Source organism: Cupriavidus sp. GW823-FHT06D04 (assembly GCF_058795055.1).
Genome location: NZ_JBXAHL010000008.1, coordinates 138,968 through 151,312, shown reverse-complemented (window position 1 = coordinate 151,312; position 12,345 = coordinate 138,968). Strand labels below are relative to the sequence as shown.

10 protein-coding genes are annotated in these 12,345 nt (G+C 68.8%); 5 read left to right on the top strand and 5 right to left on the bottom strand.

The features are described from left to right. Nucleotides 1-6 precede the first annotated feature (6 nt). The gene (locus tag AC1Q7H_RS13505; protein ID WP_013951803.1) at nucleotides 7-1,389 is read right to left on the bottom strand and encodes an ethanolamine ammonia-lyase subunit EutB; all 1,383 of its coding nucleotides are present in this window, start codon (nucleotides 1,387-1,389) and stop codon (nucleotides 7-9) included. Between the two features lie 203 nt (nucleotides 1,390-1,592). Between AC1Q7H_RS13505 and AC1Q7H_RS13500 the strand changes: the two genes are divergently transcribed. Further along, nucleotides 1,593-2,630 carry an AI-2E family transporter gene (locus tag AC1Q7H_RS13500; RefSeq protein ID WP_013951802.1) on the top strand — a complete coding sequence of 346 codons (1,038 nt, stop codon included), beginning with the start codon at nucleotides 1,593-1,595 and terminating at the stop codon, nucleotides 2,628-2,630. 46 nt (nucleotides 2,631-2,676) lie between these two features. Here the strand turns inward: AC1Q7H_RS13500 and AC1Q7H_RS13495 are convergent, their stop codons facing one another. Then, nucleotides 2,677-3,402, bottom strand: coding sequence for a FadR/GntR family transcriptional regulator (locus AC1Q7H_RS13495; RefSeq protein WP_013951801.1), 726 nt, complete (start codon nucleotides 3,400-3,402; stop codon nucleotides 2,677-2,679). Between the two features lie 126 nt (nucleotides 3,403-3,528). On the opposite strand from AC1Q7H_RS13495, the gene AC1Q7H_RS13490 reads away from it, so the two are divergent. From AC1Q7H_RS13490 to AC1Q7H_RS13475, 4 genes are all read left to right on the top strand, one after another. Beyond that, on the top strand, nucleotides 3,529-4,311 hold the full coding sequence (locus AC1Q7H_RS13490; RefSeq protein ID WP_492381386.1) for a (Fe-S)-binding protein: 783 nt from the start codon (nucleotides 3,529-3,531) through the stop codon (nucleotides 4,309-4,311). Continuing rightward, nucleotides 4,308-5,009 carry a LutC/YkgG family protein gene (locus AC1Q7H_RS13485; RefSeq protein WP_153954335.1) on the top strand — a complete coding sequence of 234 codons (702 nt, stop codon included), beginning with the start codon at nucleotides 4,308-4,310 and terminating at the stop codon, nucleotides 5,007-5,009. The genes AC1Q7H_RS13490 and AC1Q7H_RS13485 overlap by 4 nt, the downstream gene beginning before the upstream one ends. Beyond that, nucleotides 5,006-6,451: a LutB/LldF family L-lactate oxidation iron-sulfur protein gene (locus tag AC1Q7H_RS13480; protein WP_013951798.1), complete on the top strand. Its 1,446-nt coding sequence runs from the start codon at nucleotides 5,006-5,008 to the stop codon at nucleotides 6,449-6,451. Before AC1Q7H_RS13485 ends, AC1Q7H_RS13480 begins: the two co-directional genes overlap by 4 nt. A gap of 67 nt (nucleotides 6,452-6,518) precedes the next feature. Further along, on the top strand, nucleotides 6,519-8,219 hold the full coding sequence (locus tag AC1Q7H_RS13475; protein WP_211979525.1) for a lactate permease LctP family transporter: 1,701 nt from the start codon (nucleotides 6,519-6,521) through the stop codon (nucleotides 8,217-8,219). Between the two features lie 70 nt (nucleotides 8,220-8,289). Here the strand turns inward: AC1Q7H_RS13475 and AC1Q7H_RS13470 are convergent, their stop codons facing one another. The 3 genes from AC1Q7H_RS13470 to AC1Q7H_RS13460 all read right to left on the bottom strand — a co-directional run bounded on the left by AC1Q7H_RS13470 (nucleotide 8,290) and on the right by AC1Q7H_RS13460 (nucleotide 12,284). Further along, complete coding sequence (locus tag AC1Q7H_RS13470; protein ID WP_153954334.1) at nucleotides 8,290-9,411, bottom strand: CaiB/BaiF CoA transferase family protein; 1,122 nt, start codon at nucleotides 9,409-9,411, stop codon at nucleotides 8,290-8,292. Nucleotides 9,412-9,431: 20 nt separating this feature from the next. Beyond that, the gene (locus tag AC1Q7H_RS13465; RefSeq protein WP_013951795.1) at nucleotides 9,432-10,406 is read right to left on the bottom strand and encodes a Bug family tripartite tricarboxylate transporter substrate binding protein; all 975 of its coding nucleotides are present in this window, start codon (nucleotides 10,404-10,406) and stop codon (nucleotides 9,432-9,434) included. An 81-nt stretch (nucleotides 10,407-10,487) separates the two neighbouring features. Beyond that, complete coding sequence (locus AC1Q7H_RS13460; protein WP_492381385.1) at nucleotides 10,488-12,284, bottom strand: acyl-CoA dehydrogenase family protein; 1,797 nt, start codon at nucleotides 12,282-12,284, stop codon at nucleotides 10,488-10,490. Nucleotides 12,285-12,345: the final 61 nt, after the last annotated feature.

Here is a 12,345-nt window from a genome sequence, read left to right as displayed (position 1 = left end):
TGCACCTTACAGGCTGTGGGCCATCTGCAGCAGCGGCTGGCGCGCGGCGGGCTCGAGCAGCCTGCCGCTGGCATCGGCAATGCCCATGCGCTGCAGCCAGGCCTCGAACTCCGGCGCGGGGCGCAGCCCCAGCACCTCGCGCAGGTACAGCGCATCGTGGAACGAGGTGCTCTGGTAGTTCAGCATGATGTCGTCGGCGCCGGGCACGCCCATGATGAAATTGATGCCGGCCACGCCGAACAGCGTCAGCAGCGTGTCCATGTCGTCCTGGTCGGCCTCGGCATGGTTGGTGTAGCAGACGTCGCAGCCCATCGGCACCCCCATCAACTTGCCGCAGAAGTGGTCTTCCAGCCCGGCACGGATGATCTGCTTGCCATCGTACAGGTATTCGGGACCGATAAAGCCCACCACCGTATTGACCAGCAGCGGCGAGAACGCGCGCGCCACCGCGTAGGCGCGCGCCTCCATGGTCTGCTGGTCGACGCCGTGGTGCGCATTGGCCGACAGCGCGCTGCCCTGCCCGGTCTCAAAGTACATCAGGTTGTCGCCAACGGTGCCGCGCGCGAGCGCCTGCGCGGCATCGTGCGCCTCGGCCAGCAGCGACAGGCTGATGCCAAAGGCCGCATTGGCGCGCTCGCTGCCGGCCACCGACTGGAACACCAGGTCCACCGGCGCGCCCTGCCCGATCGCGCGCAGCGTGTTGGTGACATGGGTCAGCACGCAGGATTGCGTGGGGATGTCGAAGCGGCTGCGCAGCTCATCGATCATGCGCAGCAGCGAGACGATGGCGCCCAGGTTGTCCGAAGCCGGGTTGACGCCGATGGTGGCATCGCCGCAGCCATAGAGCAGCCCGTCGATGATCGACGCGGCAATGCCCTTGGGATCGTCAGTCGGGTGGTTGGGCTGCAGCCGCACCGAGAGCCGGCCCGGCAGCCCCACCGTGCTGCGAAATCGCGTCACCACCTGGCACTTGCGCGCCACCGCCACCAGGTCCTGGTTGCGCATCAGCTTGCTGACCGCGGCGGCCATCTCCGGGGTGATCCCCGGCGCCACCCGCGCCAGCGTGGCGCTGTCGGTCTCATGCAGCAGCAGCCAGTTGCGCAGGTCGCCCACGGTGGTGGCGCCGATGGCGGCAAAGGCCGCGCCATCGTGCCGGTCCAGGATCAGGCGCGTGACCTCGTCGTCCTCATACGGCACCAGCGCCTCGGTCAGGAACTGCTTGAGCGGCACCTCTGCCAGCGCCAGCCGCGCGGCCATCCGCTCCTGCTCGCTGGCCGCGGCAACGCCCGCCAGCGCGTCGCCGGAGCGCGCAGGGCTGGCCCGGGCCAGCAGCGTGCGCAGGTCGGCAAAGACGTGGCGGTGGGTGCCGATGGTGTGGGTGTAGGCCATGCGCTCCGTTCCTGGGCTCTGGGGAAAACGATGACAGCGGTGCGCCAGGCGCCTTGCCGGGCACGATTCCCCCTAATATAGACAGCCTTTGCGTGTGCCGTGATGCCAACATCGCCTCAGCGCACACGGCCTGACTCAGGAACAACATCTGGATCGGCGAGAATTCAGAATAAATTTGAGCAAATTGCATGCCGGAGACCCCGATGAAAGACCCCGACCCGACCACCACCCCGCGCCTGCTGCCGGCCGCGTGGTACAGCGTCGGCACCGTCGCTTACCTGCTGACCGCCCTGGCGCTCTGGACCGTGCTCCACGCCAACCTGGTGGCGGCATTGCTGTCCGGGCTGCTGCTGTACTCGCTGGTGGACGTGCTGGCGCCGCGCCTGAAGCGCCTGAACCAGCGCCACGACGCCCTGGCCGTGGCCATCCTGTCGGCGCTGATCCTGCTGGCGCTGACGCTGGCGGGCTGGCTGCTGGTGCGCTTTGTCAGTGGCGAGGGCAATACCCTGGACGGGCTGCTCAACCATGTGGCCGACATCATCGACCGCTCGCGTGGCCAGATGCCGCCGTGGCTCAGCGATGCGCTTCCCAACGGCGTGGACGAGCTGGCCAACACGCTGATCGAGACGCTGCGCGAGCATGCCGCGATGGCGCAGAAGCTGGGTGCCGAGGTGCTGCGCACGCTGGTGCATATCCTGATCGGGCTGGTGATCGGCGCGATGGTGGCGCTGTACCGCGCGGTGGTGCGGCCCAACCGCCGGCCGCTGGCCGCGGCGCTGGTGGCGCGCGCACGCACGCTGCAGCAGGCGTTCTCGCAGTTCATCTTCGCGCAGATCCAGATCTCGACCATCAACACCGTGCTGACGGCGATCTACCTGCTGCTGGTGCTGCCGCTCTTTGGCGTGCACCTGCCGCTGACCAAGACGCTGCTGGTGATCACTTTCGTGGCCGGGCTGCTGCCGGTGCTGGGCAACCTGATTTCCAACACCGCCATCGTGGTGGCCTCGCTGTCGGTGTCGTTGCCGATCGCGGTGGCGTCGCTGGTGTTCCTGGTGGTGATCCACAAGCTGGAGTACTTCCTGAACGCACGCATCATCGGTGCGCGCATCCAGGCCGCGGCGTGGGAACTGCTGACGGTGATGCTGCTGATGGAAACGCTGTTCGGCATCCCGGGCGTGATCGCCGGACCGATCTTCTACGCCTACCTGAAGCGGGAGCTTGCCGGCGCCGGGCTGATCTGAGTGCCGCGGCCGGCATGCCGCAGCGTTGGTAGGACCAATACCTGATTCAGGCGCCGTCCTGCTCCACCCGGCTGCGCACGAAGTCGATATGGGTCTGCATGGCGGTGCGCGCCTCTTCCGGGCGGCGCGCGCAAATCGCATCGCACAGCGTGCGGTGCTGCAGCAACAGAAGGTCTGAGGCGCCGTCGTCCTGTTCGCGCAGGCCGGTGCCGTTGATGGTGATGTGCTCGCGCAGCATGCCGATCACGCTGGTATGCAGGTGCAGGAACATGGTGTTGTGCGAGGCCTGGGCGATGGCGTCATGCAACTGCGCATCGGCATCGGCCTCTGCCTGCTTGTCGTCGGCGGCACGCGCGCGTTCCAGCTCGGCCATCAGGGCGCGGATCCGTTTCACGTCAGCGGCATCCGCGCGCAGCGCCGCAAAATACGCGGTCGCGCCCTCCAGCACGCGGCGGAACTCCAGGATGTCGTCGCGCAGCGCGGGGTGGTCGGCCACCAGCTGGCCCCAGGGCGAGGCAATGCCGGCGCGCAGCTGGTCGGTGGCGTAGACCCCGGCACCGCGCCGGCTCTGCAGCAGGCCGCGCGCGGCCAGGCGCTGGATCGCCTCGCGCACGGTGTTGCGCGCCACCTCGTATTGCCCGGCCAGCACCCGCTCGGCCGGCAGCCGCGTGCCGGGCGGCCAGGTGCCGTCGAGCAGCGCGGTCTCGATCCGGCGCATGACCGACTCCACGCGTCCGCGGGTGCGCCCGTGCCTTGCTGCCGCTGCCGTCATGCCGTATGTCCTCGCTCCTGAGCTTGCGCGGGTCGCCGGGCAGATTGGTCCAACCAATTTGTACCGCCGCGCAGAAGCGGGAATTATGCGCCGAAACGTGCGACCCCAGCACGTCCGGAGCGAGACATGAAGGATCGTCAGTACCCCACCGGCCCTGCCCCCGCGCAGGCCTACCTGTTTGCCACCTGCCTGGTCGACATGTTCGTGCCGCAGGCCGGCCTCGACGCCGTGCGGCTGCTTGAACGCGAAGGGCTCACCGTGCACTTCCCGCGCGGCCAGAGTTGCTGCGGCCAGCCCGCCTACAGCAGCGGCAACCCCGACGCGGCCCGTGCGGTGGCGCGCGCCCAGCTCGACCTGTTCAGCCAGCCCTGGCCGGTGATCGTGCCGTCGGGCTCGTGCGCGGGCATGATGCGCCACCACTGGCCGCAGCTCTTTGCCGACGATCCGGTGGCCGGCCCCAAGGCACTGGAACTGGCCGGACGCATCTATGAACTGGGCGAGTTCCTGCTCCATGTGCTGAAGCTGGATTTTGGCGATGCCGCACCGGCGGGCCAGCCGCAGGAGCGCATCGTGCTGCATACCTCGTGCGGCGCCCGTCGAGAAATGGGTACGCGCCAGCACGGCGTGGCCCTGGTCGACGCGCTGCCGGGCGTGACCCGCGTGGAGCATGAACGCGAGTCAGAATGCTGCGGCTTTGGCGGCACCTTCTCGCTCAAGCATCCCGATATCTCCGGCGCCATGGTGCGCGACAAGGTGGCCTCGGCCTGCGCCACCGGCTGCGACCGGCTGGTCTCGGCCGACTGCGGCTGCCTGCTCAATATCGGCCATACCGCGGCGCATGACCACGCCCCGCTGCAGGTGGAGCACCTGGCCACCTTCCTGTGGCGCCGTACCGGAGATGCCGCATGAGCACGCCCGGCGCCCGCGAACGCATGCTCGGCCGGCTGCGCGCTGCCGCGCCTGCACCTTCCCCAGGCACCGCGGAACTCGACCGCCGCATCGACGGCCATTTCGAGGCACGCCGCCACGGCGCGCCCGCCATTGGCGAACTGACCGGCGCGATGCTGGCGGCACTGCAAGGCCTGCATGCCGAGGTCTGGTGCGCCAGCGAGGCGGCCTGGCCGGCATTGCTGGCCACCGAGCTGGCCAATGCCGGCGTGAAGCGCCTGCTGCTTGATCCCGCCAGCCAGGCCGGTGCCGCGCTGGCGGCCGCCCTGCCGGCCCATATCGAAGCCATCGGCTACGACCGCCCGATCGAAGCCTGGAAGGCGGAGCTGTTCGACACCATCGATGCCGGCTTCACCGTGGCGCGCTCCGGCATTGCCGCCACCGGCACGCTGGTGGTCGCGCCCGATGCGGGCTCGCCACGCACGGTGTCGCTGGTGCCGCCGCTGCATGTCGCGCTGGTGCGCGCCTCGACGCTGCACACCGACCTGCATATGGCCGCGCGCACCGAACGCTGGTCCGACGGCATGCCGACCAACCTGGTGCTGATCTCCGGCCCGTCCAAGACCTCCGACATCCAGCAGACGCTGGCCTACGGCGCGCATGGTCCGCGCCGGCTGTGGGTCATCATCGAGACCGACACTGCGGAGGCCGGGCAATGAGCCAGCACACACTCAATTTTGTTCCGCCGCAGGACTTCAAGGCACGCGCCCGCGAGGCGCTGGACGATCCCAAGCTGCGCCAGAGCTTCCGCGGCGCGATGGACTTCCTGCAGGGCAAGCGCCTGGCGCAGTTCCCCGACGCGGATGAGCTGGAACGCCTGCGCGACCTGGGCGAGGCGGTGCGCCAGCACGCGCTGGCCAACCTGCCGGACCTGCTGGTGCAGCTGGAGGCAAAGCTCACCGCCGCCGGCGTGCAGGTGCACTGGGCCGAGAACGCCGACGAAGCCAACGCGATCATCCACCGCATCGCGGCATCGAAGCAGGCGCAGCGCGTGATCAAGGGCAAGTCGATGGCCAGCGAGGAAATCGAGCTGAACCATTACCTGGCCGAGCGCGGCGTGGACTGCATCGAGTCGGACATGGGCGAGTACATCGTCCAGCTGGCCGGCGAGAAGCCCTCGCATATCGTGATGCCGGCGATCCACAAGACCAAGGGCGATATCGCGCAGCTATTCCAGGCGCATATCCCCGACACGCCCTATACCGAGGATGTCGACGCGCTGATCCAGACCGGCCGCCGTGCGCTGCGCCAAGCCTTTGTCGAAGCGGATATCGGCCTGTCCGGCGTGAACTTCGCCGCCGCCGACACCGGCACGCTGTGGCTGGTGGAGAACGAGGGCAATGGCCGGCTTTCCACCACCGTGCCCGACGTGCATATCGCCATCATGGGCATGGAGAAGGTCGTGGCCCGGCTGGAGCACATCGTGCCGCTGTCCACGCTGCTGACGCGCTCGGCCACCGGGCAGGCCATCACCACCTACTTCAACCTGATCTCAGGGCCGCGCCGCGCGGGCGAGCGCGATGGCCCGCGCGAGGTCCACCTGGTGCTGCTCGACAACGGCCGCACCCAGGCCTATGCCGACACGCAGCTGCGCGCCACGCTGCAATGCATCCGCTGCGGCGCGTGCATGAACCACTGCCCGGTCTACACGCGCATCGGCGGCCACGCCTACGGCACGACCTATCCCGGCCCCATCGGCAAGATCATCTCGCCACACCTGCTGGGGCTGGACGCCACCGCCGACCTGGCCACCGCGTCGAGCCTGTGCGGCGCCTGCGGCGAGGTATGCCCGGTACGCATCCCGATCCCGCAACTGCTGGTGCGCCTGCGCACCGAGGCCAACCGCGATCCGGAAGAGCAGGTCGCCAACCCGCTGCGCGGCCAGGGCGCGAAGTACAGCCGCGGCGAGCACCTGGTGTGGCGCTTCTGGAGCGGCGCGTATTCGCACCCGGCGACGTACCGGCTGTTCCGCTGGGCCGCCACGCGGCTGCGCGCGCTGACGCCGTCGAAGCAGATGGGCTGGACGCAGCACCGCACGCCGCTGAAGCCGGCGGCGAAGAGCCTGGCGGATTTGCTGAAGGAGAAGGGACAGCCGGAGTAGGCCTTCACGCAGTGCTTGCAAACAAAACAAAGATTTCCCGAAACACCACCAAAGCAGGAGACTAACCGTGCAACCCTGGACCCAACTCTATACGCCGCTGGGCAGCCTGTGGCTGTCGTCGCTGGCGGCAGCCATTCCCATCCTGTTCTTCTTCATTGCGCTGGCCGTCTGGCGCATGAAGGGCCATGTCGCCGCGGCCGTGACGCTGCTATTGGCGCTGGCCGTGGCGATCTTCGCCTACGGCATGCCCGCGCAGCAGGCGCTGGCCTCGGCCGGCTTCGGCTTTGCCTATGGGCTGTGGCCGATTGCATGGATCATCGTGACCGCGGTGTTCCTCTACAAGATCGTGGTCAAGACCGGCCAGTTCGACGTGATCCGCGCCTCGGTGCTGTCGATCACCGACGACCAGCGCCTGCAGATGCTGCTGATCGGCTTTGCCTTCGGCGCCTTCCTGGAAGGCGCCGCGGGCTTCGGCGCGCCGGTGGCGATCACCGCGGCGCTGCTGGTGGGCCTGGGCTTCAACCCGCTGTATGCGGCGGGCCTGTGCCTGATCGCCAATACCGCGCCGGTGGCGTTTGGCGCGATGGGGATCCCCATCATCGTGGCCGGGCAGGTGACGGGCATCGATCCCTTCCATATCGGCGCGATGGCCGGCCGCCAGCTGCCGCTGTTGTCGCTGCTGGTGCCGTTCTGGCTGGTGTTCATGATGGACGGCGCCAAAGGCGTGCGCGAAACGTGGCCGGCGGCGCTGGTGTGCGGCGGCAGCTTTGCCGTGACGCAGTACTTCACGTCCAACCATATCGGGCCCGAACTGCCGGACATCACTTCGGCGCTGGTCAGCCTGGTGTCGCTGGCCGCGTTCCTGAAGGTATGGCAGCCGCGCGGCGCGTCGCAGCGCGCCGGTGGCAATGTCAGCGGCGGCACCGTCGCGCTGGCCGGCTTCGGCGGCGGCTTCGGCGGCGCGATGTCCGGGCGCAAGGCGTCGCCCTACACCCTGGCGCAGACGCTGCGCGCGTGGGCGCCGTTCGGCATCCTGACCGCCATCGTCACCGTGTGGAGCCTGCAGCCGTTCAAGGCGCTGTTCGCAGCCAACGGCGCGCTGGCGGGCACGGTGCTGAAGTTCAAGATCCCGGGGCTGGACCAGATGGTAATCAAGGCCGCGCCGATCGTGGCCACGCCCAAGGCCTATGACGCGGTGCTGAAGCTCGACCTGCTCTCCGCCGTCGGCACCGCCATCCTGCTGACCGCGCTGATCTCGGCGGTGCTGCTGCGCATGAAGCCGCGCATGCTGCTGGCTACCTTTGCCGAGACCCTGGTGGAACTGGCGCGCCCGGTGCTGTCAATCGGCCTGGTGCTGGCGTTCGCCTTTGTCGCCAACTACTCCGGCATGTCGTCGACACTGGCGCTGCTGCTGGCCGGCACCGGCGCGGCGTTCCCGTTCTTCTCGCCGTTCCTGGGCTGGCTGGGGGTGTTCCTGACTGGTTCTGACACTTCGTCCAACGCGCTGTTCTGCGCGCTGCAGAACACCACGGCGCATCAGATCGGCGTGTCGGACACGCTGCTGGTCGCCGCCAACACCACCGGCGGCGTCACGGCCAAGATGATCTCGCCGCAATCGATCGCCGTGGCCTGCGCGGCGACCGGGCTGGTGGGCAAGGAGTCGGAGCTGTTCCGCTTCACGGTCAGGCACAGCCTGCTGTTTGCCGTGATCATCGGCATCATGACGGTGGTGCAGGCTTACCTGTTGCCGGGGATGATTCCGGGGTGATGGGCCGGAATCCATGAAGAAAGGCGGCCATATGGCCGCCTTTCTCGTTTGCCGCGCGGCAACGTCGCGTCTAATCCAGGAACTCGTCCCCTTCGGTGAGCGGCGCATACCTGTATGTCGCCGGCGTCCGGCTCAGCTTGACCGGCGCACCCAGCCCCTGGTAGCCACCTTCCATCTCCACCACCATCTCGCGGTGCTGCGTATGCGGATGCTGCAAGGCATCGGCCACGGACAGCACCGGCGCGCAGGGCACGCCTGCTGCCACCAGTTCGTCGGCCAGCACCTTGCCATCGAACTCGCGCAGCCTGGCTTCCAGCTCCGCCTTCAGCGCCACGCGGTTCACCGAGCGCGCGCCCGCCGTGCCATAGCGCTCGTCATCGGCCAGCGCAGGCAGCCGCAGGTGCTCGCACAGGATGCGGAACTGCCGGTCGTTGCCCACCGCCAGGAAGATCGGGTCCGTGGCGGTCGCCACCGTGTCGTACGGGTAGATGTTGGGATGCGCATTGCCGGTGCGCTGCGGCGTCTTGCCGCTCATGAACCAGTTGGCCGCATGCGGATGCAGCAGCGACAGGCCGGAGTCATAGAGCGCGGCCTCGACGAACTGGCCGCGCCCGCTGTGCGCGCGCTCCTGCAGTGCCAGCAGCACGCCGATCACGGCGTTCAGGCCGGTCACCATGTCCACCACCGGCAAACCCACGCGCAGCGGATCGCCATCGGCCTCGCCGTTGATGCTCATGATGCCGGACATGGCCTGGATGGCGGCGTCGTAGCCGGGCAGGCCGCCCAGCGGGCCATCGGCGCCGAAGCCGGATACGCGGCAATGGACCAGCCGAGGGAAGCGCGCGGACAACGTGTCGTAGCCCAGCCCCCACTTCTCCATGGTGCCGGTCTTGAAGTTCTCGACCAGCACGTCAGCCTCGGCCAGCAGCACAAGCAGGACCTCACGATCCGCTTCGGCGGTCAGGTCCAGCCGCATCACGCGCTTGTTGCGGTTCAGGCCGAAGTAGTAAGACGCCACGCCGTCCTTGAACGGCGGCCCCCAGGTGCGGGTGTCGTCGCCTTGCGGCGGTTCGATCTTGAGCACGTCGGCGCCGTGGTCGCCCAGGATCTGGCCGCAGTATGGGCCGCCCAGGATGCGCGACAGGTCGACCACGCGGATGCCGGCGAGCGCGCCGGGGCTGGTTTGGGTCATGGCTGGTTTTCCTGTGCGGTTCAGTCAAGCTGGGCGCCGGACTTCTGCACCACGGCGCGCCACTTGCCGACCTCGGCCTTGACGAAGCCGCCAAGCTGCTCGGGCGTGGTCGACGGCGCGAACTCCAGGCCCTGCGCCTGCAGGGTCTTGCGCACCTCGGGCTGCTTGAGCGCATCGGCAAAGGCACGGTTGAGCTTGCCGATCACTTCGGGCGGCGTGCCGGCGGGTGCGACCACGCCGAAGAACACCGATACATCGAAGCCTGGCACGCCCTGCTCGGCCACGGTCGGCACATCCGGCAGCGCCTGCGAGCGCGCCTTGGTGGTGACGCCCAGCGCGCGCACCTTGCCGCTCTTGATGAAGGGCATCGCGGTGAGCACGTCGGTGAAGGTCATGCTGACCTGCCCGCCCAGCAGGTCGTTCAGTGCGGGGCCGGTGCCCTTGTACGGGATGTGCTGGAAGTCGGTGCCGGTGACGTTGTTGAACAGCACCCCGGCCAAGTGCGACGACGCGCCGTTGCCGGACGAGGCATAGGTCAGCTTGCCCGGGTGCGCCTTGCCATAGGCGATCAGCTCCGTGACGTTCTTCGCCGGCACGGACGGGTTGACCACCAGCACATTGGGCAGCTGGCCGATCTGGATCACCGGCGCGAAGCTCTTGACCGGGTCGTAGTTGATCTTGCGGTACAGGCTCACATTGATCGCCAGCGGCGCGGAGGTGCCGAACATCAGCGTGTAGCCGTCGGGCTCGGCGCGCGCCACCACCTCGGCGCCGATATTGCCGCCGGCGCCGGCGCGGTTCTCCACCACCACCGGCTGGCCCAGGCTGGTCTTGAGCGCGGCGGCAAGCGTGCGCGCCATGGCATCGGTAGGGCCGCCCGGCGGGTAGGTGACGACCATCATGATCGGCTTGGACGGAAAGTCCTTCTGCGCGAAGGCGGGGGCGATACAGAGCGAGCAGGCGGCGATGGCCGCTACGCGGTGCCAGAGTTTCATGGCGTTGTCTCCTGGGTATAGGACGTCTCCCGCTGGTGGCGGGATGGTGTTGCGGGGAATGGTTGCCGGACGTGGATCCGGTCAGAACACGTTGACCTGGTCGACCGCGCCAGCGGCATGCACGGTGCCGTCAGCCGGCGCGACGGTCTCGGCCAGCCACTCGGGCTCGGCCTGCGCTGCAAGCGGATCCTGCGGCAGCACGCGATGGCGCAGCACCAGCTGCGCCAGCCGCATGCGGCGCACCGAGCCGATACGCCCGGCCTCCCAGGCCATCGCCACCGCGCTGGTGACGTGGTACAGCGCCGAAGCCGCCTGGCGCGCCAGCAGTTCGCCGTCGGCGCCGGCCTCAGCGGCTTGCGCGGCCAGCTTCGCCGCTGCGGCGATGGCGCCTTCGAACACGGCACGCGCCGCCGCATGCATCGGCGTATCGGCCAGCAGGCCGGCCAGGTGTGCCTGCAGCACCGGCAGCGCGCCTTCACGGCGGACCGCGCGCAGCACGTCAAGCGCGACGATATTGCTGGTGCCTTCCCAGATCGAGCCGAGATGGGCATCGCGCACCAGGCGCGGATCGCTCCATTCCTCGATATAGCCGCAGCCGCCGCGGATCTCCATGGCGTCGCCGGTGACCTTGCGCGCGTCGCGGCAGGCGCGGAACTTGATCAGCGGCGTCAGGATGCGCATCAGCGGGTAGGCGTCGGCCTCGCCGGCATCGGCGCGGCGCAGTGCTTCGGCGGTCTGGAGCACCATGGTGCGCGCCTGCTCGGTGGGCAGGGTCAGCTTGAGCAGCTGGCGGCGCATCAGCGGCATGTCCTGCAGGCGCTTGCCGAAGGCCTGGCGCTCGCGCGCGATGAACAGGCCCTCGGTCAGCGCGCGGCGCATCAGGCCGGCGGCGCGCACGCCGTTGGACAGGCGCGAGTTATTGATCATGTCAGCCATCTGCACGAAGCCGCGGCCGGGTTCGCCGACCAGCCAGGCATGCGCGCCTTCCAGCCGGATCTCGCCGCTGGCCATCGAGCGCGTGCCCAGCTTGTCCTTCAGGCGGATGATGCGGTAGTGGTTGTCGCTGCCATCGGCCAGCTTGCGCGGCAGCAGGAACAGCGACACGCCCTTGTGGCCCGGCACGGCGTTGCCGGCCTCATCCTCCACGCGGGCCAGCACCATCGCCAGCGTGGCATCGGGGTTGGAGCAGAACCACTTGTCGCCCTGCAGGCGCCAGCCGCCCTCGGCCGAAGCGTCGCGCACCGCGCGGGTGGCGGTGGCGGCGACGTCGGAGCCGGCACCCTGCTCGGTCATGAACATCGCGCCCTGGTAGAGATCGTCAAAGACCTGGGTGGTCAGGTTGGGCAGGAAGCGCTCGACCAGCGCCGGGTCGCCGAACTTGCGCAGCGTGCGCGTCAGCGAATCGGTCATCGACAGCGGGCAGCACAGGCCGAACTCGGCTTGCACAAACAGATATGTGAGTGCGTACTTAGCTGCTGGCGGCATGGGCTTGTCCCAGCCCAGCACGCCGCCGCGGTGCGACGCCGCCGCGAGGCCAAATTCGGCAAAGGCCACGCGCTCCATCTCCACATAGGCCGGATGCTTGTCGATGCGCTGCGCATCGACGCCCGCGCGGGTGCGGTAGGTCAGTTCGGGGGGATGGCGGTCGGCCACGCCGGCCAGTTCGTCGAGCACGCCGCCGGCCAGCGCACCCATGCGCTCCAGGTGCGGCAGCAGGTGGTTGAACAGGTCGGGCGGCAGGTAGAGCGGCAGCAGCGCGCGCAGGTCCGGGTCGGCGGCAAACAGGCTGCCGCCCTGGCGGTCGGGTACCGGGTGGGCAGCGGCCGGTGCGGTGGAGTGGGCTTGAAGTGTGGTGTCGCGCACGGCGCTGGACGGCATGGCTGGTCTCCTGGAATTGGCTGGTGCCGGCTTGCGGCCCCTTTGGCCTCCATTATTGGAA